Genomic DNA, 22,085 nt, shown 5'->3' with positions numbered 1-22,085 from the left:
TGATGAGGCAGTCTTATTTCGTATTGCTTGCTTCACGCACGGCTACAAAAAACGCATCAATCAGTTTGATGTCTTTTTTGCCCGGTTCGCTTTCAACACCTGATGAAATGTCGATAGCAAAGCTGCCTGTTTTGGCAAGAGCCACATTAATATTTTCTGCGTTCAGACCGCCTGAAAGCATGTAATTGCCCAGATCCTGCCGTGCATTCAGGAGGTTCCAGTCAAAAGAGACACCATTGCCGCCCGGCAGCTCTGAGCCCTTTGGCGCTTTGGCGTCAAACAGAAAACGGTCTGCAATGCCCTGATAGGGCGCGACTACGTCAAAATCACTGTTTTCGCGGATGGAAAAGGCTTTCATCACCGGCAGGCCATAGCGCTGTTTAACTTGGCTCACGCGTTCCGGTGTTTCATTGCCGTGCAATTGTAAAATGTCAGGCTGCAACACAGCGACAATGTCATCAAGCTGCGCATCATCGGCATTTACAGTAACGGCAACAATTTTGGCTTTGCCACGGGCGGCTGTTGCGAGCTTTGCTGCCTGTGCAGGCTCAACATGACGCGGGCTTTTCGGAAAAAAGATAAAGCCGATATGGCTGGCGCCGTTTTTCAGCACGGTTTCCACGGCTTCCGGCGTTTTCAGGCCGCAGATTTTAACTTCGATAGCGGAGGAGGACATTTGCTTAATTTCAGACTGTTTATTGAGTAGGTATGTAGTTTAGCGCGTAAAAACCCGGAGGGACAGCTTAATCCGTCACTGAGGTAAAGGAAACCGCATGAAGCGCACTGCCATGCCGTTTGAGCCATGCCCGTGATGTTGGTGTATCAGGACACAGTCTGGTGCAAAGCGCCCAGAAATCCGGCCCGTGATTCATCTCACACAGATGGGCTACTTCATGAGCGACCAGATAATTGATCACCTCTGCCGGTGCCATCATGATACGCCACGAGAATGCCAGATCACCTTTCGATGTGCAGGAGCCCCAGCGACTGGTTGTATCTTTAAAGCGCACAGAAGTTGCCGGTTTGCCGATACGACCCGTGTGTACCAGCACCAGCCCGTTAATATCGGTTTTAGCCAGTTTTTTGAGATAATCGGCAATGCGTCTCCCCATATGATGGGCGTCGCCATGCACAATCAGTATGGCCTGACCATTTTCATCGTGATCCTGCCGTGTGGTACCGCGCTTGAGCGGTTCATGCACGATGCGGTGCGCAATGCCACGGATATGAATAGTGCTGCCATCCATGAAAGGCACCGTGACCGGCACTTTGGAAATCTGAGCTTCAATCCAGCCGTGATGGCGGGCAATAAACAGATCAAGTTCACGCTCCGGCAGACGTGGCGGAACGGTTACGCGGATTGCCTTGCCGCCGGTTTCAATACGCAGAGTCAGTCTTTTGGCGCGCGGATTTTCCCAGATATTCAGCGGCAGTGTACGACCCGCAACAGGATAGGTTCGCTCGGCACGCAGTGCTTTCGGCGCAGGCTGTTTTTTCGCTGCTTTTTTTAGCGGAGGTTTGCGGAATAAAGACAGGATCATGCAGAGACTATAAGTGATTCGCTCTTAGAACTATAAGAAAGGCGCATCTGCTGATGCGCCTTTGAGAATGGTTGTTTCTGGATATGCAGCTTACAGCGCAATCACATCGTCTTGCGATGTGTTTTTGCGGCGTTCAGCCATGAAGCGTTCGAATTCTTCACGGTCGCGAGCGCGGCGCAGTTCACGAATATGTGCTTCAAATTCAGAGCGGGCTTCATCAAGCTTGCGGCGTTCTTCATCAAGGCGCTTCAATTCTTTATCACGCCAGTCGTCAAAAGCGCTGTTGCCGGTCGAATTCATACCGCCGGTGAAGCGGGAAAATTCCTGACCTTTGCGGCGGCATTTCCCGACAAAATCATCAGTTGTCTGATTGATATCGCGTTTCACACCGGGCAAACGGTCGCCCCAGATGATATAAGCCAGCATGGCAAGGCCAAGCGGCCAGAAAAAGACAAAGCCCAAGACCATCAAAGCAATTGTTGCCGGCGTCCAGGCTGGGCGGATCAATGCGGTTTTGTTCATGAGACGGCTCCGTAAATCGGCTTGACGATCAGAAGTGATCATCAATTGCTAAAATACGTGGTGTGAGCCGGAGGGAAATTCAAGAAAAACCCCGCAAAATCGGTGTTTTCGCGAGGTTTCAGAGTATCGTTTTGCGATAATTCAAAGCTGATTTTTAAACTTTTTCAAAGATTTAAATTTTCAGCGATTTTTTGATAAATGATCCATTCCGGCGACGATCAGACCGGCGATCAGCGCCCAGAAAGCAGAGCCGATACCCAGAATAGTAATGCCGGAGGCAGTGACGGCAAATGTGATGATAGCGGCAAATCGCTCATCTTGCTTGTTCAGGGCAAGAGCCAGCGCATTGATAAAGGGGCCGATCAATCCCAGTCCCGCAATCAGCATAATCAGTGCCGGTGGCAATACGGCAAAAATGGCGACCAGAGATGCGCCGAAAATAGCAAAGACCAGATAGCACAGCGCATAGAACGGGCCGGTCAGCCAGCGCTGTTTCGGATCAGGATGGGCATCATGGCCGGTGCAAATTGCGGCTGAAATTGCCGCCATATTGCTGGTATGAGCGCCAAAAGGTGCCGAAATCAGCGAGACAAGACCGGTCACTTGCAGACAGGCCGCTGTTGGCGGTTCATATCCGGCAGCGCGTAAAACAGCAAAACCGGGCAGGTTCTGGGAGGCCATCGTTACCAGATAAAGCGGCAATGCCAGCCCGATCATGGCGGATAATGAAAACTCCGGTATGATCATCGTTAAAGTGGAGAGCTCCGGTGCAGGCAGATTATCCGCACGGCCAAGCAGCAAGGCGAAAATAACGCCGCCGATCAGCACGCTTATGACTGCCATTGCCGGATTAAACAGGCGGATAATCAAAAACAGCGCAATCAGCGGCAAAACCAGCAACGGGTCGAGCGACAGTGTTTTTGCAGCATTAATGACAAAGCTTGATAAAACACCGGCGAGCATGCCGGAGGCGATGGATGCGGGAATACGCTCGACAAATTGCGCCACCGGCTTGATCAGGCCGGTGATGATGATCGCGACAGCCGTGACGATGAAGGCACCGACAGCCTCCTGCATCGTGAAGCCGATGCTGGCGCCGATCAGCGCCAGCCCCGGTGTTGACCATGCAGTGATAATCGGAATGCGGTAGCGCCAGCTGAGATAACCGGACGAGACTGCAAGCGCCAGTGATATGGCTGTGACCCAACTGGCTGTCTCAGCCTGTGTTGCACCAAGCGCCGTGGCTGCCGCAATAATCAGTGCCAAAGTGCCGCCAAAGCCGACAAAAGCTGCAACCGCAGCCGATGCTATCACTGAAACGCGCATGATCCCCCCGCTTCAATCTTTCAGATTATTATTGTTGTTAGATTTGCGCGATCATCGCTTCAACGGAGCGCGTCAGCAAATCAAGATCTTGTGGCCGGGAGAGACGGTGATCGCCGTCGCGGATCAGTGTCAGTGTCACATTATCAACCGGCAGATGTTCGACAAGGCGCAGGGCATGGGCATAGGGCACATCAGGGTCCTGCATACCTTGCAGAATATGCACAGGACAGCCGGTCTCGATAATGCCGGTAAGAACCTGATTGTTGCGCCCGTCTTCGATCAGGTTTCGGGTGTAAATATAAGGCTGTGGTGAATATTCGGACGGTTCTTCAAAATAACCTTTTATTGCGAGCTGGTTTTTCTGATCTTCCGTCAGCGCCGGTTCCACCAAAACTTGTGTAAAATCCGGTGCCGGAGCCAGCAGAACCAGACCGGCAGGCTTTTCACCGGCTTTGATGAGTTCCTGTGCCATGCGCAGCACAATCCAGCCGCCCATAGAGGAGCCGATCAGGATTTGCGGGCCGTTTGTAAAAGCGCGGTAAGCCGCCAAACTTTGTTCCAGCCAGAGTGAGATCGTGCCGTCTTTGAATTCGCCGCCGGATTCGCCGTGGCCGGAATAATCAAAACGCAGCATGGCGTGGTTGTTTTTCTCAGCCCATTGATCGAGATGCTGGGCTTTGCCGCCGAGCATGTCGGAGCAATAACCGCCAAGCCAGACAAGACCCGGAGCTTTGTCACCTTTTCTGGTGCGTGCGGCAATCGCGGTGCCGTTTACATCAAGAAAATTGGCTGCCTGATCTGTCATCGGATACTCCTGACTCTGTGATTTCATTAGATGCACTGTGATGAAACATTGCTGTAACAAGCTATAAACTTGAAATCTTGCGAGGCAATGCTCATTTTAAAAACATGACTGTTCGGGCAGATTTGCCTCAACATTCATAAAACCGTGATCGAAAGCGGTTTTTTAGCCGGTTTTAAGGGCATTTTACTGCATTGATATTGCCCCGAGGGGGGTGATTTGCATTTCAAAAGATGCTATTGACTTGCGCGCTGCACTAAGGCCACGGGTTGGTTGCAGGTGCAGCTGCGTTATTTGCAGCTCGTACCAGAGCGCAAATTCACCGCATATGTTTAATAATTCGAGGAGAATACGACCATTCGCCGACCGTTCAGAGCGACGCCGGTCCAGAAAGACGGACCGCGCTCCAACCGAGATATCCGGGTACCCCGGGTTCAGCTTATTGACGCCGAAGGCCAGAACCATGGCACCGTGACGATTCAGGAAGCCATTGCACTCGCTGAAGAAGCGGGTCTGGATCTTGTTGAGATTGTTCCTAATGCGGAGCCGCCGGTTTGTAAGATCGTTGATCTTGGTAAGCTGAAATATCAGAACCAGAAAAAAGCTGCCGAAGCACGCAAGAAGCAAAAGACGGTTGAGATCAAAGAACTCAAAATGCGTCCTAATATCGACGATCACGATTATGAAGTGAAGTTGAAGGCCGCAGGTCGTTTCTTTGAGGATGGCGATAAGGTTAAAGTTACTTTGCGCTTCCGCGGCCGTGAAATGGCGCATCAGGAACTTGGTATGCAGCTGTTGCAGCGTGTGAAGGAAGATACTGCTGAAATCGCTAAGGTTGAAGCAGAGCCAAAGCTTGAAGGCCGTCAGATGATGATGGTTCTCGCACCACGCGGATAAGCAATAACAGTTTCTGTTTTGTAAAATGAAATAGCCGCCTACGGGCGGCTTTTTATTTAGACTCTTTAGAGTTGCTTTTTACTGTATTTATGCGTATTGAGACGCTGTTCAAACCGACCGGCAGGGCATGCCGTGGCGGTTTTGTATGCTTTTCGGGCTTTGGTCGGCCTGAAAGTACAATCGAGTCTTTGTCTTATGCAGACAAAACGTCTTGAAAATAAGCCCCGGGGTGCAACGCACGAGGGGGATTTAAACAAGAGGCGTGGAGTATCGCAGATATGACAGGGACTAAAATTAAGGAGTAGCAAAATGCCCAAGATGAAGACCAAATCTGCTGCCAAGAAACGGTTCAAAATCACCGGTACTGGTAAAGTGATGGCTGCTGCAGCTGGCAAGCGTCACGGTATGATCAAACGTTCAAACAAGTTCCTTCGCGATGCACGCGGCACCATGGTTCTCTCCGAGGCCGATGCCAAAGTTGTTGTCAAGAATTACCTGCCGAACGGCCTGTAAGCATTAGTTTAAGGATATCATACCATGGCACGTGTTAAACGCGGCGTGACAGCTCACGCAAAGCACAAAAAAGTCCTGAAGCAGGCTGAAGGTTTCCGCGGTCGTCGTAAAAATACGATCCGCACAGCTAAAGCTGCTGTCGATCGTTCGAAACAGTATGCATACCGCGATCGCAAGAATCGCAAGCGCACTTTCCGCGCTCTGTGGATTCAGCGTATCAATGCTGCTGTTCGCATGCATGGCCTGACCTATGGCCGTTTCATCGATGGTCTTGCTAAAGCGAACATCGAAGTAGACCGTAAGGTTCTGTCGGATCTGGCTATTCATGAGCCAGCAGCATTCGGCGCGCTCGTTGCATCCGCAAAGAAAGCGCTTGAATATCTGAAAGACACAACTCCAAACGCTTTTGAGTCCGCTGTCAACTAAGCCAGCCGCTCTTCCAAAGCTTTTGAAATTGTATTTGGAGAACCCGCGCTGGTGGTACTGGCGCGGGTTTTTCGTTTGAAATATCAAAGCATATCGCGAAATCTGGAAACCGGTTTTCCTGTTGCTGTATGCTAAAGCATGTCGCTGTTAAATGTATTCATTTGAGTTACCGCGAACATGCGACAATGAATAGAATCTGGAGCGAGCGCAGTGGGTATGATTAAACTCAACACGCTCTAGAGAAAAACATCAGATGTTGTTGCACGGCACAATTATCAAGGATCTGAATAATGAGCGATCTCTCACTACTCGAACAGGGCATTATGGCAGAGATTGCCGCTGCCGGTGATGAACAGGCGATTGAGGCCGTGCGTGTTGCCGTTCTCGGTAAAAAAGGATCGGTTTCTGAGAAACTGAAATCCTTGGGCGCTATGTCTCCTGAAGAGCGTCAGACGCAGGGACCGGCCATTAATGGTCTGAAAAACCGCGTCACTGAAGCGCTGGCAACCCGTAAAACCGACCTGCGTAAAATCGCGATTGCTGAGAAGCTGGAGCGCGAAAAGGTTGATGTGACCTTGCCGGTGCGCCCTTCCGCTGCATCGCGCGGCCGTATTCACCCGATTTCTCAGGTGATTGATGAGATTACGGCAATTTTTGCCGATATGGGCTTCTCGATTGCGGAAGGCTCGGACATCGAAACCGATTATTACAACTTTACAGCGCTGAACTTCCCTGAAGGTCATCCGGCGCGTGAAATGCACGATACATTCTTCTTCAAGCCGGATGAAAATGGCGAGCGCAAGTTGCTGCGCACCCATACATCGCCTGTTCAGGTGCATACGATGGAGAAGTTTGCGGCTCTGCGTGACAAAGAAGGCCGCGATGAGCCGATCCGTATCGTCATTCCGGGCAAGACCTATCGTATGGATTCCGATGCCACCCATTCGGCAATGTTCCATCAGGTTGAAGGTCTGGTTGTCGATAAATCGTCGAATGTTGCCAATATCAAATGGGTTCTGGAAGAATTCTGTAAGGCGTTCTTTGAAGTGCCTTCGGTCAAAATGCGTCTGCGCCCGAGCTTCTTCCCTTTCACTGAGCCGTCGATGGAAGTGGATATCCAGTGTGACCGTTCCGGTGGCAATGTGAAGTTCGGCGAAGGCAATGACTGGCTGGAAATTCTCGGCTGCGGCATGGTGCATCCTAATGTGCTGCGTAATGCAGGCTTTGATCCGGATGTCTATCAGGGCTTTGCCTGGGGCATGGGGATCGACCGTATCGCAATGCTGAAATATGGCATGCCTGATCTGCGCGCTTTCTTTGATGCGGATGTGCGCTGGCTCAACCATTACGGTTTCCGCCCATTGGATCTGCCGACATTGTTTGGTGGCCTGAGCGCATGACCGAATTGCCGGAACAATATCGTGATGCAGTTAAGTTTGCTTTCGGCGATACGCCGGAGCTGGCTGATCAGCTGCTGGCATTGGTGCTGGAAGGTCACAAAACAGCGACCTGTGCAGCATTGACCTCTTTCAGCGATGAAGGTGAGCCTTTGCCGGTGGTCGGACGTCGTGACGTTGTTCTGGATGGTCAGGGGCGCCCTGCAGCCGTGCTTGAAACCAAAGCTGTGATGGTGTGTCGCTTTGATGAGGTTGACGCCGCTTTTGCGGAAGAAGAGGGCGAAGGCCCGCTGGATGAGTGGCGAAAAGGGCATGAGGCCTATTTTCGCCGGAACGGCGGCTTCTCGCCGGATATGGAATTGCTTTGCGAGCGCTTTCGTTTGGTCGAAGTGCTTAAACGCTGAAATTTAGGAAAGAACTCAATCATGAAATTCACGCTTTCCTGGCTCAAGGATCACCTTGAAACCGAAGCCACGTTGGAAGAAATCCTTGAAAAGCTGACAGATATCGGTCTGGAAGTGGACGGGGTTGATGACCGTGCGGCCTTCAAAACTTTTAAAATCGCCAAAGTGCTGACCGCTGTTCAGCATCCGGATGCGGATAAGCTGCGCGTTCTCACCGTGGATACCGGTGAAGGCCAGCCGGTACAGGTTGTGTGCGGTGCACCGAATGCCCGTGCGGGCCTGGTGGGCGTGCTCGGTAAGCCCGGCGATTATGTGCCGGGTCTCGATGTTACGCTGTCTGTCGGCAAAATCCGTGGCGTTGAAAGCTTCGGCATGATGTGCTCCGAGCGTGAGCTGGAACTGTCGGACGAACATAACGGCATTATCGATCTGCCGGAAGATGCGCCGGTAGGCATGAGCTTTGCGACCTATATGGGTATCGACGATCCGATTATTGAAGTCGGTCTCACACCAAATCGCGCGGATTGCACTGGTGTGCATGGTATTGCCCGTGATCTGGCAGCTGCCGGTCTTGGCAAGCTGAAAGGTGATGTGATTGCGCCGGTCAAAGGTGCAGGCGCTACACCGGTTAAAGTTATTCTCGATCAGGATGATGACAAGCCGTTCTGTAACGGTTTCTCGCTGCGTCTGGTGAAAGGTGTTAAAAACGGCCCGAGCCCGAAATGGCTGCAGCAGCGCCTCACAGCAATTGGCCTGCGCCCGATCAATGCGCTCGTAGATATTACCAACTACGTGACCTTCGATTATGGCCGTCCGTTGCATGTGTTTGATGCCGCTAAAGTGCAGGGCAATCTGACTGTTCGCGCCGCTAAAGAAGGCGAAACCGTGCTGGCACTGGATCAGCGCGAATATAAGCTCTCAGATAATCATTATGTGATTGCTGATGAAAAAGGCGTGGAATCCATCGCCGGTATTATGGGCGGTGAACATTCCGGTTGCGATGAAAACACCACAGATGTGCTGATTGAATCTGCGCTCTGGGATGCTCGTATGATTGCACGTACCGGCCGTGAGCTGGGCATCATCACCGATGCACGCTATCGTTTTGAACGCGGCGTTGATCCGGAAATGATGGAATCCGGTGTGGAACTGGCAACAAAACTGGTGCTGGATTTCTGCGGCGGTGAACCAACTGAAACAGAAACTGTTGGCTATACACCATATAGCCCGCGCGCCATTGCGTTTCCGGTATCGGAAGTCAAGCGCCTGACAGGTCTTGAAGTTGCCTATCAGGATGCTGCTGATATTCTGACACGTCTCGGCTTCGCAGTTGAAGGCGATGGCAAAGCTGTTCTGCAGGTCAAGGTGCCGTCATGGCGCGGTGACGTGGAAGGCAAGGCCGATCTGGTTGAAGAAGTGATGCGTATTCACGGCATCAATCAGATTGAACCACAGCCGCTGCCGAACATGGGCAGCGTAAACACCAAAATCCTGACCACGCTGCAAATCCGTACCCGTCTTGCCAAACGCATTCTGGCGACACGCGGCATGATGGAAGCTGTGACTTATTCCTTCATTTCGGAAGAACAGGCAAAAGCTTTCGGCGGCGGTAAACCGGAGCTGAAACTGGCAAACCCGATTGCTGCGGATATGTCGGATATGCGTCCGAGCCTGTTGCCGGGTCTGCTCTCGGCAGCGCAGCGTAATGCTGACCGTGGTTTTGCGGATCTGGCACTGTTTGAAGTGTCGGGCACCTATGAAGGCGATAAGCCGGAAGACCAGCGCCGTGTGGCTGGCGGTATCCGTCGTGGTACAGCCGGTGTTGAAGGTGCAGGCCGCTTCTGGTCGGGCAATGCGCAGAATGTTGGTGTGTTTGATGCCAAAGCTGATGCGCTGGCTGTTCTTGAAGCCTGTGGTGCACCGGTTGACCGTATTCAGGTCGAAGCCGGTGGTCCGTCATGGTATCATCCGGGCCGTTCCGGCACGCTGAAACTCGGCCCTAAAGTGGTGCTGGGTTACTTCGGTGAGTTCCATCCGGATGCACTGGAACTGCTGGATGTGTCCGGCGCTCTATGCGGCTTTGAAGTGTATATTGATGCGATCCCTGAGCCTAAGCAGAAGTCCGGTGCGACTAAACCTGCACTGACATTGTCTCAGTTCCAGAGCGTGAAGCGTGACTTTGCTTTTGTCGTGGACAGCACAGTTGAAGCAGCAGCGATTGTCCGTGCGGTAAACTCTGCTGAGAAGAAGCTGATTGCCGGTGCGCAGGTGTTTGATATTTTCACCGGCGCATCGCTCGGTGAAGGCAAGAAGTCTGTTGCCGTGGAAGTTGTCTTGCAGCCGCTTGACCGCACTCTGACTGAAGAAGATCTGGAAGCAACAGCCAAGCGTATCGTCGAAGCTGTAGCTAAGCAGACCGGCGGTACATTGCGCGGTTAAACGAGACTGATTAAGTCAATTAGAAAACAAAAAAAACCCGCCATTCCGGCGGGTTTTTTATAACTCTGTATTTAGCCGCGCAGGCCTATGCAATTGCCCCACGGATCGCGGATCTGGCACATGCGTAATCCGTCCTGAATATTTAAAGGCCCCCTATAGAGAGTGCCGCCAATTGAAACTAAATGCGCGATAGCCTGATCAAAATCTTCGACCTGCCAATAGACAACAGAACCGGCAGCACCTGAGGCTACTTTCTCATCGGCAGGCACAATCTCCAGATCAACGGAACCGATTTTAAGATAGTCAAAATCAAATTCCTCCAGCCGCTGTGCCACAGCCTGCGGAAAAGCGCGCTGATACCATTGCAAGGCTGCAGCAACATCACTGACATGGATGAGGACAGAGGCGATTGTCTGAATGGTCATGTTTGTCGATCTGGTCTATTTATTTTACAAGTATCGTTAGTGCGCTGATGACAAAGAGGAATAGTCGCGTAAATGTTTTTCGAGCCGCTTAGCATCGCAGTCCGGGCAGCAAAGTTTTTTTCCTCGACCTGTTAACATAGCTTGTGCCTTGTTACATTTTTTACATTGTAAGATCGCTGGGTTGGCATCATATACCACCCCGCCTTTCCAACAAAAATTTACATGTGGTTGGTGCCGTTCGAAGTTGGCAAACTCTTCCCAATTAAAGTTATTGGATAAAAACATATGTTGGAGATGCTTTAGCCCATAAAGTGGAGCTAATGAGCCGTCTATGCATTTACCAGAAAAGACTAAACTTCGCAGGGTCGTTATGTCGGTAAGCGGCTTGAATGACTCAAGTGAAATAGAACCGGAGAATGAAGGCCAGATTGTTAATGTCTGAAGCTCTTGAAGAGACTGTAAGCCATCTAAACTGGTTAGACGATCAGAAGAGTAAATCAAAAGATTATGCAGTTGCGGAAATTTTTCGGCAATGATGGATAGGCTCGTCAATTTGCGGCAGTCACAAATATAAAGTGAATTGACGTGTTTAAAAACCGGAAGCTCACTCAAATTCAATTGCGTGATTTCTTCAAGACTCCAACTGTTTTCATCAGGTGTTGGTAATCGTTCAATTGTCTTTATTGAGCGCAGATGACCATCTTTGTGCGAGCGGATGGTATCCAGTGTCCTTGCAATATGAGCAAAATCCAGCATATCCGGTTTTCTTTTTCTAACGTGCTATAGACTGAAAAGAGAAAAATTCACGCACAGCGAGCTGTACGTTACCGGCGATCAGGATGCCACCAGTCGGGCTTCATGTCTTCGAAAGACGTATATTCCGGTGCAAATTCCGGCTGATTATTGTCGTCAAAACAGCCAAGCAGCAGGGCAATCACCGGCTCATCATCAATTGCCCCGATAGAGCTGCCGCAGGCCGAGCAGAAAGCGCGCTGGGAATAATGGGAAGAACGATAGGTAGCCGGTTCCCCGCCTTCACCTGTCCAGTGCACGGCTTGTGCTGCAAATTCCACCCAGACAGCTGTGAGTGCGCCGGTATGTTGCTGACAGTTCTTACAGCAGCAGCTATGTGGTTTAAGCTTCAGAGGATCGCCTGTAGCCTCAAAGCGGATAGAGCCGCACAGACAGCCGCCGCGATAGGTTTTCATCATTGTTTTGATGTCCCGTTTGTCAGGCCGGCACTGTTACACGCTCAGGCATGGCACGCATAGCCATTTCAATAATGCTTTGGATTGCTTCCCTGCTGTCGCCGTCACGGGCTTCATAGGACAGGCTCTGCAACATAGCATGATAGAATTCCGCCATCTGGGTCAGATCGGTGCCTTTCGGCAGATCACCGTCTTGCATCGCGCGTTCACAGCGGGCAAAAATCCGCTCAAATGAAGTCTGGCGAATAGCTTTGAGAAACTCTTTGACCTGTGTGTTCTCCGGCTTGCACTGGATGCTGCTGACGCTGACCATGCAGCCGCCTGCAGGGCAGGCATAGACCTTATCTGCATGGGTTTCGAGCATCGCGCGAATGCCCTGCTGAATGGTGGAAGCCTGATCCAGCGCAACAAGCGGCGCACCGCCGATTGTTGCGGTATAATGATCGACCGCCTCACGGAAGGCCTGCTCCTTGGAGCCGAAAGCCGCATAAAAGCTGGGCGGTGTAATACCGATGGCCGCAGTAAAGTCGTTAATCTGGGCGCATTCATAGCCTTTTTCCCAGAAAACCTTCATCACACTGTTCAGCGCAACTTCCCTGTCGAAACTGCGGGGTCTGCCGCGTAAAGCCATCTCATACCTTTCTTTAGTATGTCTTATATAATTCACTTGACCGCAGCATTCAAGTTGCTATGAATTATGTAATCTTCACTACATAATGAGATTCACGATGAATGATGTTTGCGATTCTGCGTTAGCCGCAGAACGAGCGCCTGATATTTCTGTTAGCACAATTACAAAATCCGGAACGGATAAACCTGCAATTCCGCTGGTTGTTTATTGCTTATCACTTGGTTTTTTTGCTCTTACCACGTCTGAACTGATGATTTCCGGCATGTTGCCGTCACTTCAGCTGGCTTTTGATCGCTCGATTGCCGATATCGGCAATCTGATTTCGCTCTATGCCATGGGCATGGTTGTCGGTGGCCCGCTGGTGACGATCCTGTTTCTGGCGCTGAAAATTGAGAATAAACGCGGGCTTTTATTTCTGCTGATTTTTTATGCTCTGGCACAAAGTGTGGCGGCATCGACCAGCAATTTCGAAGTTTTAATGGTGGCGCGTGTTGTTACCGGCATGGCAGCGGCGACCAGTTTCGGCCTGATGCTGGCGATTACCGCTCAATTGGTTGATCCGAGTATTCGCGGGCGTGCCTCATCGCTGGTTTTTGCCGGACTGATGATTTGTACGGTCTTTGGTGTGCCTGCTGCGACAATGATTGATCATGCATTTGGCTGGCGCGCCAGTTTCTGGGCGATTGTGGTGCTGGTATTGTTTTGTGCGCTGGTCATTGCACTGAAAATTGAAACTGCGCCCGAGGGTAAGGCTGCCGATCTGCGCTCGGAACTGAAAGAAATGGCAAGACCGAAGCTCTGGGCTGCCTATACAACCAGCGCGCTTGTGATTGGTTCGTCCTTCGCCGCCTATAGCTATTTCTCTCCGATCATGACGGAGCTGTCCGGCTTCACGTCTGCGCAAGTGCCGGTGCTGCTGGCGGTCTATGGTGCGGGAAATATTCTTGGTAATTATATCGCAGGGCGTTTTGCTGATCGCTATACGTTCAAAACTCTGGCGACCGGTATCAGCCTGATGGTCTTTGCAATGCTGCTTTTTGCCTGTCTCCCGCAGTCAAAAATTGCTGCCGTGGCTGCAATCATAATGATTGGTCTGACCGGTATCGCGCTTAATCCGGCTCTGGTTGCCCGTGTCATGCGGATTGCGCATCCGGGTGCATTGGTCAATGCTATGCATGCCTCAGTGATCAATATTGGTCTGGCTTTCGGCCCGTGGGCGGGTGGTCTGGCAATCTCATCGGGTCTGGGGCTGAATGCGCCGCTGTTTGTCGGCTTTGGCATGGCTTTGGCCGGATTGCTGACAATCTTGCCACGCGCTCTGCGTAATGTGTGAAAGAAAAGGCGCTGTAAAACAGCGCCTTTTTTGTTTGAAGACCCGTTTTACAGATAGGTCATGGCCAGTGAGGCATCGGTATAGCGTTTGCCTGCAACCTGATCCGGTGTGATAGCTGCACTGATATGTGCAAGTTCTTCCGCATTCAGCACAACATCCAGCGCCTTCATATTCTCATCAAGCCTGCTGATTTTACGGGTGCCGGGGATCGGCACAATAAAATCTGCCTGATGAAGAACCCAGGCCAGTGCCAGCTGTGCCGGTGTGATCTGCTTATCGGCAGCAATCTGCTCGAGCAAATCAATCTGGGCATTATTTGCTGCGAGATTTTCCGGCTGGAAGCGTGGCAGCCCTTTGCGGAAATCATCATCTGCCAGATCGGCTTGTGTGCGGACACTGCCTGCAAGCATTCCGCGGCCTAGCGGGCTGTAAGGCACAAAGCCGATGCCAAGTTCGCGGCAAACCGGTAAAACACTATCCTCCGGATCGCGCACCCAGAGCGAATATTCGCTTTGCAGAGCCGCAATCGGATGAACTGCATGAGCGCGACGTAGGGTTTCAGGTCCCGCCTCAGACATGCCGATGGTGCGGATTTTACCCTCATTGATCAAATCTTTCAGCGTACCGATCACATCTTCAATCGGCACAGCCGGATCAACACGATGCTGGTAGAACAGGTCAATCACGTCAATGCCGAGCCGTTGCAGGGAGGCTTCAGCCACTCTTCGGATATGGTCGGGATGGCTGTTCACGCCGGTTGATTTGCCATCTTCGATTTTAAAACCGAACTTCGTGGCGATTGTGACTTTATCACGGTGTGGTTTAAGGGCTTTGCCGAGCAGTTTTTCATTCTCAAAAGGCCCGTAAACTTCTGCGGTGTCAAACAAGGTTACGCCAATATCAACGGCATGGTGCAGGGTGCGGATCGCTTCCGACTCATCCTGCCCGCCATAGGCATGGCTCATCCCCATGCAGCCAAGGCCGAGAGCGGAGACTGTGAGTTCGGTGCCGAGTTTACGCATTTTCATGATTTTTTCCTTCCGCAGAGCGATGATACGTTTTGTATTTCATCCGGTGGTGAAAACATATGCCTGTTCGTATTGTTCGATAATCCGGTTTTATTTTTACAAGCTGTTCTGTAAAATAGATCAATGAAACGCTCACAGCTCTCTCAATTAGCGGTTTTTGCTGCAGTTGCCGATCACGGTAGTTTTCGCGCAGCGGCAAAAGATCTGGCCATTGCTCCTTCCGCCGTCAGTCAGGCTGTTGCACAGCTTGAAACAGCGCTGGGGATAACCTTGCTGTCACGCACCACGCGCTCGGTGCATCTGACGGAAGCAGGGCAGAAACTGCTTACCGAACTTGCACCGGCATTGGGTAATATTGATGCGGCATTGCAGACTGTGCAGGATATGCGTGACGCACCTGCAGGCACGGTAAAAGTCAGTACACCACGTTCAGCTGCACATATTTTTCTGGCGCCAAAATTCAAAAGCTTTGGGGAGGCCTATCCGGATATTGTGTTGGATATCCACATTGAGGATCAGTTTGTGGATATTGTCGCGGCTGGGTTCGATGCCGGTATCCGTCTGGGAGAAAGTCTCGCAAAAGATATGATTGCGGTGCCGCTCGGGCGTCCCTTGCGCTGTCCGGTTGTCGCTTCCCCTGCCTATCTGGAACAATATGGGACACCGCAGCATCCGCAGGATTTAATCGCGCATCGTTGTATCCTGAAGCGGTATTCTTCGGGTGGTTTGCACCAATGGGAGTTTGAAAAACAAGGGCATAGACTGGATGTTACCCTCAATGGCCCGCTGATACTGGATGATAATCATCTCCTGATACAGGCCGCACTGGACGGTGCAGGGCTTGTCTCATTGCTGGAGCCATCTGTGGCTGATTATCTGCAAAAAGGTATGCTGACAGAGGTACTGCCGGACTGGGCACAACAATTTCCGGGCATGTATATTTATTATCCGAACCGGCGTAACATGCGTCCGGCGCTTCGTGCTTTTATTGATTTTTTCAAATTATAACGGACGGAAATCCCATGCCGCATCTGCGTTATTCCGGCTTGCCTGCTGAGCAACAGCAAGCCGTTTTTCTGGATATTGTCCGTAGCAGCCCGCTTCTGACAGATGTGCTGAACCGTGCACAGAGGTTGAATTTACCGGATTGGTATATTGTGTCCGGTGCCGTGTATAATCTGGTCTGGAATGTGCTGACCGGCAGGCCGGAAACTCATGGCATCAAGGATGTGGATCTGTTTTATTATGATGCATCCGACATATCTTACGAGGCAGAAGACCGGATCATTAAAGCAGGTGAAGAGATATTCTCCGGTGTCACTTTGCCGGTTGAAATCCGCAATCAGGCGCGGGTGCATCTGTGGTATGAAAAGCATTTCGGTTTGGTTTGTCCGCCTTTGCAATCAAGCAAAAACAGTATCGAACGCTTTGCGTCGAAAACCCATGCTGTGGGGATCAGGCTGGAGCCGGATGGCAGGCTGGGTTTTTATGCCCCTTTCGGTCTGGATGATATGTTCTCTCTCCGTATGACACCCAATACGGTGGCCGATAACCGTGAAACACATCATGTGAAAAGCCTGCGGGCGCAGCAAAATTGGCCGGAAGTGACAGTTGTTCCCTGGCCGGAAGCGGCGGTATAAAATTCATTTTCAAGGAGTGCTCTATGTTTCGTTGGGGAATTTTATCGACAGCCAATATTGGTATCACGCAGGTCATTCCGGCTATTGCTGCCTCTGAAACCGGTGTCATTCAGGGCATCGCCAGCCGTGATGCAGCGCGCGCCCGTGCTGTTGCCGATCGTTTTAATGCGCCTTTGAGTTTCGGTTCCTATGAGGAATTACTGGTGAGCGATCAGATCGACGGTGTTTATATTCCCCTGCCGACATCGCAGCATATTGAATGGTCATTAAAAGCGGCAGAAGCCGGTAAGCATGTGCTGTGTGAAAAGCCTGTTGCACTGAAAGCCGACGATATCGACCGGCTGATCGAAGCACGCGATCGTTGTCAGGTGGTGATCTCCGAAGCCTTTATGGTCTATTATCATCCGCAATGGGCAAAGGTGCGCGAGCTGATCACTTCCGGTCATATTGGTCGTTTACGCATGGTGCAGGGCTGCTTCACATATTTTAATGATGATCCGGCCAATATGCGCAATCAGGTTGCCTTGGGCGGCGGTGCTTTGCCGGATATCGGTGTGTATCCGACGGTGGTAACACGGATGGTCACAGGGCAGGAGCCGCAGGAGGTTTTTGCCCGTATTGAGCGTGATCCGGATTTTGGCACAGACCGTTATGCTTCTGTGCTGGCACGTTTTGCGGATTTCGATTTAAGTTTCTATGTGGCGACGCAGCTGGCCGGACGCCAGCAAATGATCTTCCATGGTGATCAGGGCATGATCACCGTTCATACGCCGTTCAATGCCGGAAAATATGATCATGCACGGGTAACGTGGCACGATCGTTCCCATACTTGCGCGCAGGAATGGACTTTTGCCAATGCAAACCAATATAGCTTGCAGGCCGACGCCTTTGTCCGCTTTGTGTGGGGGCAGGAAGAAATGCTGTTCAGCCTTGAAAACTCAAAAGCGAACCAACATGTTATTGACAAGATTTACGCAGCAGCAGAAAAGCTGTGAGCGAAAGCATATCCCCAAAAAGCGGAAACCGTTTTTAAGAGGATGTGCAGGTGCTGCGGGCTGGTGATAAATTTTTTAGATTTTGAAAAAATCGCAAAATTCGGTCAAAAAGCATGAAAAAGTGATCAAAAAGCGGGATTTTTGTCGCAAGTGCTGTGTTGTGTCTTGCAGTGAAAATCCCCCCTTCTTATATACCCCTCGACTCGTGACGATCAGGCGTTTAAAAGCCGGTTCGTTTTGTCAAAAACCCGATAGGGGCTGCCACATGGAATGCTCGGCAGAGGTCCCGGCAGTTCGCTGAATGGAGAAGAATGAATATGGCTAAAGTAATTGGTATCGATCTGGGAACGACCAACTCCTGCGTCGCCGTCATGGACGGTAAGACTGCGAAGGTCATTGAGAATGCTGAAGGTGCACGTACAACGCCTTCGATTATTGCTTTTACGGATGGTGACGAACGTCTCGCTGGTCAGCCTGCGAAACGTCAGGCTGTAACCAACCCTGAAGGCACACTGTTTGCTGTTAAGCGCCTTGTTGGCCGTCGTTTCGATGATCCGATGGTAACTAAGGACAAAGACCTCGTTCCATACAAAATCGTTAAAGGCGATAATGGCGACGCATGGGTAGAAGTCGAAGGCAAGAAATATTCCCCTTCGCAGGTATCCGCGATGATCCTTCAGAAAATGAAGGAAACCGCTGAAGGCTACCTCGGTGAAACTGTAACACAGGCTGTTATTACAGTTCCTGCTTACTTCAACGATGCTCAGCGTCAGGCAACCAAAGATGCCGGTAAAATTGCCGGTCTGGAAGTTCTGCGTATCATCAACGAACCAACCGCTGCGGCTCTGGCCTATGGTCTCGATAAGAGCGAAGCCAAAACCATTGCTGTTTACGACCTTGGTGGTGGTACATTCGACGTATCCATCCTTGAAATCGGCGACGGCGTGTTCGAAGTTAAGTCCACCAATGGTGATACTTTCCTCGGCGGTGAAGACTTTGACATGCGTCTGGTTGAATATCTGGCAGCAGAATTCAAAAAAGAGCAGGGCATTGATCTGAAGAACGACAAGCTCGCTCTGCAGCGCCTTAAGGAAGCTGCTGAAAAAGCAAAGATCGAACTGTCTTCCGCTCAGCAGACCGAAATCAACCTGCCGTTCATCACTGCTGATGCAACCGGTCCTAAGCACCTTGCCATCAAACTGTCGCGTGCGAAGTTTGAAAGCCTGGTGGATGATCTGGTTCAGCGCACCATTGAACCATGTAAAGCTGCACTGCGCGACGCTGGCCTCAAAGCCGGTGAAATCAGTGAAGTTGTGCTGGTCGGTGGTATGACCCGTATGCCGAAAATTCAGGAAGTTGTTAAAGCTTTCTTCGGCAAGGAACCACATAAGGGCGTAAACCCTGACGAAGTGGTTGCAATGGGTGCTGCTATTCAGGCCGGTGTTCTGCAGGGTGACGTTAAAGACGTTCTGTTGCTCGACGTAACTCCGCTGTCGCTCGGTATTGAAACACTCGGTGGTGTATTCACCCGTCTGATCGACCGCAACACAACTATTCCGACCAAGAAATCGCAGACCTTCTCGACCGCTGAGGACAATCAGTCGGCTGTGACGATCCGCGTTTCGCAGGGCGAGCGTGAAATGGCTGCCGATAACAAGATGCTCGGCCAGTTTGATCTGGTTGGCATTCCGCCGGCACCACGCGGCGTACCGCAGATTGAAGTGACTTTTGACATCGACGCGAACGGTATCGTGAACGTGACCGCGAAAGATAAAGGCACCGGTAAAGAACATCAGATCCGTATTCAGGCATCCGGCGGTCTGTCCGATGCTGATATCGAGAAGATGATCAAAGATGCGGAAGCCAACGCTGATGCCGATAAGGCACGTCGTGAATCTGTGGAAGCCAAGAACCAGGCTGAAGCTCTGATCCACTCGACCGAAAAATCGCTGAAAGATTACGGCGATAAAGTTTCCGGTGATGACAAGGCTGCGATTGAAACAGCACTTGCTGCACTGAAAACTGCTGTTGAAGGCGATGATGCGGAAGACATCAAAGCGAAAACACAGACCCTTGCTGAAGCTTCGATGAAGCTTGGTCAGGCTATGTATGAATCAGCTCAGGGTGAAGAAGGCGGCGAAGGCGCTGCTGATGCCCGTGCTGAAGAAGACGATGTTGTTGACGCCGATTTCGAAGAAATCGACGAAGACAAAAAGAAATCCTGATTTTCAGGTGAAAGGCAAAGCCCGGCTTAGTGCCGGGCTTTTGTCCATTCAGTTCTGTCTGTTTTGCTGAATGCGGCACTGAAAGAGTGCGCAGCAAAATGCAGAACTTAGACTGCCCTGTCTCTGGACACTGCAAGAGAGTGTCACCACATAAACCGGACAGGGTATCGGGTATTTCCGGCAAAGCATTTTGGTTTTGCACGGCAAGCTTATGAAAAAAGAGTCAGCGCCATATCAGTGTTTTCCGGAAGACGATGATCGTCGTTTTCTGCAATATACCGGCCGCGACAACCTTCAATGACTGTCTGAAATTGTTCTGATCGGGGCGACATCATCAGACAACAGCCATCGGGACGCATGGTTTATGAAAGTGGATTATTACGAAACGCTCGGCGTTGTCAGAACAGCGGATGATAAAGTTATCAAGACCGCTTATCGCAAACTGGCAATGCAATATCATCCGGATCGCAATCCGAATGATGCGGAAGCAGAAGCTAAATTTCTTGAGCTGGGTGAAGCCTATGATGTGCTGAAAGACCCGCAAAAACGCGCAGCCTATGACCGTTTTGGTCATGCCGCCTTTGAAAATGGTGGTGGCGGCGGTGCCGGTGGTTTTGGCGGCGGCGGATTCGGTGCCGGTGGCTTTGCTGATATTTTCGAAGATATTTTCGGCGATGTTATGGGCGGCGGTCGTAACCGTCGGACCAATGGCCGTGAGCGCGGCGCAGATCTGCGCTACAATATGGAAGTGTCGCTCGAGGAAGCCTATGCCGGTAAAACGGCACAGATCAGCGTTCCGGGCTCGATCTCCTGTGAGGAATGCACCGGAACCGGTGCCAAGAAAGGCACACAGCCGGTCACCTGTACGACATGCGGTGGCGCCGGACGTGTGCGTGTATCGCAGGGCTTCTTCTCGGTGGAGCGCACCTGTCACACCTGTAACGGCCGTGGTCAGACCATTAAAGACCCGTGCCCGAAATGTGACGGTGCCGGACGGATCAGTCAGGAGCGCAATCTCTCGGTCAATATTCCGGCAGGGATTGAAGACGGCACCCGTATTCGCCTGACAGGCGAAGGCGAAGCCGGTACGCGCGGCGGTCCGAGCGGTGATCTTTATATTTTCCTGTCGATCAAGCCACATGAGTTTTTCCAGCGTGACGGGGCGGATCTTTATTGCAAGGTTCCGATTTCCATGGCGACGGCAGCGCTTGGCGGTCAGTTTGAAGTGGCAACACTGGATGGTACGCAGACCCGTGTGAAAGTGCCGGAAGGCACCCAGAACGGCAAGCAGTTCCGCCTCAAGGGCAAAGGTATGCCAATTCTGCGTCAGCAGGCGACAGGTGACCTTTATATTCAGATCGCGATTGAAACACCGCAAAATCTCTCCAAGCGTCAACGTGAATTGCTTGAGGAATTCGAGAAAATTTCATCAACCGAGAACAGTCCGCAATCGACCGGCTTTTTCTCACGGATGAAAGAATTCTTTGAAGGTATCCGTGATTAAACCTGTTTAGGTTCAAAAATATAACAGGCGGTAACTGCGATAGATGCAGTTACCGCCTTTTTTATGCGTACAATTTTATATCCCGGAGCAGAAAAATATCGCAGTTTTCTGTTTTTGCCTTGCTTCCGCCGCGAAACGCGTCAATTCTTTATCCACTGGCGACATATGGGAGTGATTGATGGCTGGCCTGATACCGAAAAAACTTGTCCAGAAGTTTGATGAAGAGATACGCTTTTTCAAGGGCTGGATCGATAAGCCGAAGGCTGTCGGTGCCATTCTGCCGACAAGCGGTATCACTGCACGCCGTATGGCCAGTGTTGTTAATCCGGCATCCGGTCTGCCGGTTCTGGAGCTCGGGCCCGGCACTGGTGTGATTACCAAGGCTATCCTTGAGCGCGGAATCGAGCCGCAGAACCTGTTCTCGGTTGAATATTCAGCGGCATTTATTCAGCATCTGACCAAGACCTATGCGGGTGTGAATTTTCTGCACGGCGATGCGTTTGATCTGGATACAGTTCTTGCTGATAAGCGTGACCAGCAGTTTGACAGTGTGGTTTCAGCTGTGCCGCTGCTCAATTTTCCGATGGAAAAGCGTCTGGCATTTCTTGAAGATTTGCTGACCCGTATTCCTGCAGGTCGTCCGGTGATGCAGATTTCCTACGGGCCGGTTTCACCGCTGCCAGTCGGGCGCGGCGCCTATAGCGTGGAAGGTTTCGACTTTATTCTGCGTAATCTGCCGCCTGCACGGCTTTGGGTTTATCGCCGTATTCTGGTCTGAGGCCTCTTCTTCCCTGTTTTGTTTGTAGCAACGCCGCATCACTTATCTGAT

The 22,085-nt window shown here is 51.3% G+C and carries 23 protein-coding genes; 13 read left to right on the top strand and 10 right to left on the bottom strand.

Features of this window, described 5'->3' with window-relative positions; genetic code table 11:
- Positions 1-13: 13 nt before the first annotated feature.
- The 5 genes from DFR47_RS07560 to DFR47_RS07540 form a co-directional block, all read right to left on the bottom strand.
- Positions 14-676, bottom strand: a complete 663-nt coding sequence (locus DFR47_RS07560; RefSeq protein ID WP_113943744.1) for a phosphoribosylanthranilate isomerase — start codon at positions 674-676, stop codon at positions 14-16.
- A 67-nt stretch (positions 677-743) separates the two neighbouring features.
- Complete coding sequence (locus DFR47_RS07555) at positions 744-1,541, bottom strand: M48 family metallopeptidase (protein ID WP_113943743.1); 798 nt, start codon at positions 1,539-1,541, stop codon at positions 744-746.
- 90 nt (positions 1,542-1,631) lie between these two features.
- The gene (locus DFR47_RS07550) at positions 1,632-2,063 is read right to left on the bottom strand and encodes a DUF2852 domain-containing protein (RefSeq protein ID WP_113943993.1); all 432 of its coding nucleotides are present in this window, start codon (positions 2,061-2,063) and stop codon (positions 1,632-1,634) included.
- A gap of 180 nt (positions 2,064-2,243) precedes the next feature.
- Positions 2,244-3,389: a benzoate/H(+) symporter BenE family transporter gene (locus DFR47_RS07545; protein ID WP_113943742.1), complete on the bottom strand. Its 1,146-nt coding sequence runs from the start codon at positions 3,387-3,389 to the stop codon at positions 2,244-2,246.
- Positions 3,390-3,426: 37 nt separating this feature from the next.
- Positions 3,427-4,194, bottom strand: a complete 768-nt coding sequence (locus DFR47_RS07540) for an alpha/beta hydrolase (RefSeq protein WP_113943741.1) — start codon at positions 4,192-4,194, stop codon at positions 3,427-3,429.
- 354 nt (positions 4,195-4,548) lie between these two features.
- Here DFR47_RS07540 and infC point away from each other — a divergent pair, with 354 nt between their 5' ends.
- The 6 genes from infC to pheT all read left to right on the top strand — a co-directional run bounded on the left by infC (position 4,549) and on the right by pheT (position 10,267).
- Positions 4,549-5,088: a translation initiation factor IF-3 gene (gene infC, locus DFR47_RS07530; protein WP_113943739.1), complete on the top strand. Its 540-nt coding sequence runs from the start codon at positions 4,549-4,551 to the stop codon at positions 5,086-5,088.
- A 309-nt stretch (positions 5,089-5,397) separates the two neighbouring features.
- Positions 5,398-5,601 carry a 50S ribosomal protein L35 gene (gene rpmI / locus DFR47_RS07525; protein ID WP_113943738.1) on the top strand — a complete coding sequence of 68 codons (204 nt, stop codon included), beginning with the start codon at positions 5,398-5,400 and terminating at the stop codon, positions 5,599-5,601.
- A 24-nt stretch (positions 5,602-5,625) separates the two neighbouring features.
- Positions 5,626-6,027, top strand: a complete 402-nt coding sequence (gene rplT, locus DFR47_RS07520; RefSeq protein WP_022709387.1) for a 50S ribosomal protein L20 — start codon at positions 5,626-5,628, stop codon at positions 6,025-6,027.
- Positions 6,028-6,317: 290 nt separating this feature from the next.
- Complete coding sequence (pheS, locus tag DFR47_RS07515; RefSeq protein WP_113943737.1) at positions 6,318-7,427, top strand: phenylalanine--tRNA ligase subunit alpha; 1,110 nt, start codon at positions 6,318-6,320, stop codon at positions 7,425-7,427.
- On the top strand, positions 7,424-7,828 hold the full coding sequence (locus DFR47_RS07510; protein ID WP_113943736.1) for an ASCH domain-containing protein: 405 nt from the start codon (positions 7,424-7,426) through the stop codon (positions 7,826-7,828). Before pheS ends, DFR47_RS07510 begins: the two co-directional genes overlap by 4 nt.
- Before the next feature lie 21 nt (positions 7,829-7,849).
- Positions 7,850-10,267, top strand: a complete 2,418-nt coding sequence (pheT, locus tag DFR47_RS07505; RefSeq protein WP_113943735.1) for a phenylalanine--tRNA ligase subunit beta — start codon at positions 7,850-7,852, stop codon at positions 10,265-10,267.
- A 71-nt stretch (positions 10,268-10,338) separates the two neighbouring features.
- Here pheT and DFR47_RS07500 read toward each other — a convergent pair whose 3' ends face one another.
- From DFR47_RS07500 to DFR47_RS07490, 4 genes are all read right to left on the bottom strand, one after another.
- Entirely contained in the window at positions 10,339-10,692 is a 354-nt protein-coding gene (locus DFR47_RS07500; protein WP_113943734.1) for a VOC family protein, read from the bottom strand.
- Between the two features lie 36 nt (positions 10,693-10,728).
- On the bottom strand, positions 10,729-11,448 hold the full coding sequence (locus tag DFR47_RS21550) for a hypothetical protein (RefSeq protein ID WP_147245516.1): 720 nt from the start codon (positions 11,446-11,448) through the stop codon (positions 10,729-10,731).
- Positions 11,449-11,516: 68 nt separating this feature from the next.
- Complete coding sequence (locus DFR47_RS07495) at positions 11,517-11,903, bottom strand: GFA family protein (RefSeq protein ID WP_113943733.1); 387 nt, start codon at positions 11,901-11,903, stop codon at positions 11,517-11,519.
- A gap of 19 nt (positions 11,904-11,922) precedes the next feature.
- Complete coding sequence (locus tag DFR47_RS07490; protein ID WP_113943732.1) at positions 11,923-12,531, bottom strand: TetR/AcrR family transcriptional regulator; 609 nt, start codon at positions 12,529-12,531, stop codon at positions 11,923-11,925.
- 97 nt (positions 12,532-12,628) lie between these two features.
- Between DFR47_RS07490 and DFR47_RS07485 the strand changes: the two genes are divergently transcribed.
- Positions 12,629-13,864, top strand: coding sequence for an MFS transporter (locus DFR47_RS07485; RefSeq protein WP_113943731.1), 1,236 nt, complete (start codon positions 12,629-12,631; stop codon positions 13,862-13,864).
- Positions 13,865-13,911: 47 nt separating this feature from the next.
- On the opposite strand, the gene DFR47_RS07480 is transcribed toward DFR47_RS07485, so the two are convergent.
- The gene (locus tag DFR47_RS07480; protein WP_113943730.1) at positions 13,912-14,892 is read right to left on the bottom strand and encodes an aldo/keto reductase; all 981 of its coding nucleotides are present in this window, start codon (positions 14,890-14,892) and stop codon (positions 13,912-13,914) included.
- Positions 14,893-15,015: 123 nt separating this feature from the next.
- On the opposite strand from DFR47_RS07480, the gene DFR47_RS07475 reads away from it, so the two are divergent.
- The 6 genes from DFR47_RS07475 (at position 15,016) to pmtA (ending at position 22,034) form a co-directional block, all read left to right on the top strand.
- The gene (locus DFR47_RS07475; RefSeq protein ID WP_113943729.1) at positions 15,016-15,900 is read left to right on the top strand and encodes a LysR family transcriptional regulator; all 885 of its coding nucleotides are present in this window, start codon (positions 15,016-15,018) and stop codon (positions 15,898-15,900) included.
- A 14-nt stretch (positions 15,901-15,914) separates the two neighbouring features.
- Positions 15,915-16,532 carry a nucleotidyltransferase family protein gene (locus tag DFR47_RS07470; RefSeq protein ID WP_113943728.1) on the top strand — a complete coding sequence of 206 codons (618 nt, stop codon included), beginning with the start codon at positions 15,915-15,917 and terminating at the stop codon, positions 16,530-16,532.
- 23 nt (positions 16,533-16,555) lie between these two features.
- Positions 16,556-17,527, top strand: a complete 972-nt coding sequence (locus tag DFR47_RS07465) for a Gfo/Idh/MocA family protein (protein WP_113943727.1) — start codon at positions 16,556-16,558, stop codon at positions 17,525-17,527.
- Between the two features lie 317 nt (positions 17,528-17,844).
- A complete protein-coding gene (gene dnaK, locus DFR47_RS07460) occupies positions 17,845-19,752 on the top strand; it encodes a molecular chaperone DnaK (protein ID WP_113943992.1) in 1,908 nt (635 codons plus the stop codon).
- Between the two features lie 364 nt (positions 19,753-20,116).
- Positions 20,117-21,256, top strand: coding sequence for a molecular chaperone DnaJ (gene dnaJ / locus DFR47_RS07455; RefSeq protein ID WP_113943726.1), 1,140 nt, complete (start codon positions 20,117-20,119; stop codon positions 21,254-21,256).
- A gap of 178 nt (positions 21,257-21,434) precedes the next feature.
- Positions 21,435-22,034 carry a phospholipid N-methyltransferase PmtA gene (gene pmtA / locus DFR47_RS07450; RefSeq protein ID WP_113943725.1) on the top strand — a complete coding sequence of 200 codons (600 nt, stop codon included), beginning with the start codon at positions 21,435-21,437 and terminating at the stop codon, positions 22,032-22,034.
- The last annotated feature ends 51 nt before the right edge of the window (positions 22,035-22,085 follow it).

It is taken from the genome of Pseudochrobactrum asaccharolyticum, assembly GCF_003314995.1.
Taxonomy (GTDB): domain Bacteria; phylum Pseudomonadota; class Alphaproteobacteria; order Rhizobiales; family Rhizobiaceae; genus Pseudochrobactrum; species Pseudochrobactrum asaccharolyticum.
Note: the sequence above shows the minus strand (reverse complement) of the source record. Positions and strands in the feature narration are given on the sequence as shown.

Coding starts and splice junctions, on each gene's coding strand:
- DFR47_RS07465 (WP_113943727.1), top strand. CDS start 16,556: ATGTTTCGTTGGGGAATTTTATCGACAGCCAATATTGGTATCACGCAG.
- pheT (WP_113943735.1), top strand. CDS start 7,850: ATGAAATTCACGCTTTCCTGGCTCAAGGATCACCTTGAAACCGAAGCC.
- DFR47_RS07550 (WP_113943993.1), bottom strand. CDS start 2,063: ATGAACAAAACCGCATTGATCCGCCCAGCCTGGACGCCGGCAACAATT.
- DFR47_RS07485 (WP_113943731.1), top strand. CDS start 12,629: ATGAATGATGTTTGCGATTCTGCGTTAGCCGCAGAACGAGCGCCTGAT.
- dnaJ (WP_113943726.1), top strand. CDS start 20,117: ATGAAAGTGGATTATTACGAAACGCTCGGCGTTGTCAGAACAGCGGAT.
- DFR47_RS21550 (WP_147245516.1), bottom strand. CDS start 11,448: ATGCTGGATTTTGCTCATATTGCAAGGACACTGGATACCATCCGCTCG.
- DFR47_RS07555 (WP_113943743.1), bottom strand. CDS start 1,541: ATGATCCTGTCTTTATTCCGCAAACCTCCGCTAAAAAAAGCAGCGAAA.
- DFR47_RS07495 (WP_113943733.1), bottom strand. CDS start 11,903: ATGATGAAAACCTATCGCGGCGGCTGTCTGTGCGGCTCTATCCGCTTT.
- DFR47_RS07470 (WP_113943728.1), top strand. CDS start 15,915: ATGCCGCATCTGCGTTATTCCGGCTTGCCTGCTGAGCAACAGCAAGCC.
- DFR47_RS07510 (WP_113943736.1), top strand. CDS start 7,424: ATGACCGAATTGCCGGAACAATATCGTGATGCAGTTAAGTTTGCTTTC.
- DFR47_RS07560 (WP_113943744.1), bottom strand. CDS start 676: ATGTCCTCCTCCGCTATCGAAGTTAAAATCTGCGGCCTGAAAACGCCG.
- pmtA (WP_113943725.1), top strand. CDS start 21,435: ATGGCTGGCCTGATACCGAAAAAACTTGTCCAGAAGTTTGATGAAGAG.
- DFR47_RS07490 (WP_113943732.1), bottom strand. CDS start 12,531: ATGGCTTTACGCGGCAGACCCCGCAGTTTCGACAGGGAAGTTGCGCTG.
- DFR47_RS07500 (WP_113943734.1), bottom strand. CDS start 10,692: ATGACCATTCAGACAATCGCCTCTGTCCTCATCCATGTCAGTGATGTT.
- pheS (WP_113943737.1), top strand. CDS start 6,318: ATGAGCGATCTCTCACTACTCGAACAGGGCATTATGGCAGAGATTGCC.
- rplT (WP_022709387.1), top strand. CDS start 5,626: ATGGCACGTGTTAAACGCGGCGTGACAGCTCACGCAAAGCACAAAAAA.
- DFR47_RS07475 (WP_113943729.1), top strand. CDS start 15,016: ATGAAACGCTCACAGCTCTCTCAATTAGCGGTTTTTGCTGCAGTTGCC.
- rpmI (WP_113943738.1), top strand. CDS start 5,398: ATGCCCAAGATGAAGACCAAATCTGCTGCCAAGAAACGGTTCAAAATC.
- DFR47_RS07480 (WP_113943730.1), bottom strand. CDS start 14,892: ATGAAAATGCGTAAACTCGGCACCGAACTCACAGTCTCCGCTCTCGGC.
- DFR47_RS07545 (WP_113943742.1), bottom strand. CDS start 3,389: ATGCGCGTTTCAGTGATAGCATCGGCTGCGGTTGCAGCTTTTGTCGGC.
- DFR47_RS07540 (WP_113943741.1), bottom strand. CDS start 4,194: ATGACAGATCAGGCAGCCAATTTTCTTGATGTAAACGGCACCGCGATT.
- dnaK (WP_113943992.1), top strand. CDS start 17,845: ATGGCTAAAGTAATTGGTATCGATCTGGGAACGACCAACTCCTGCGTC.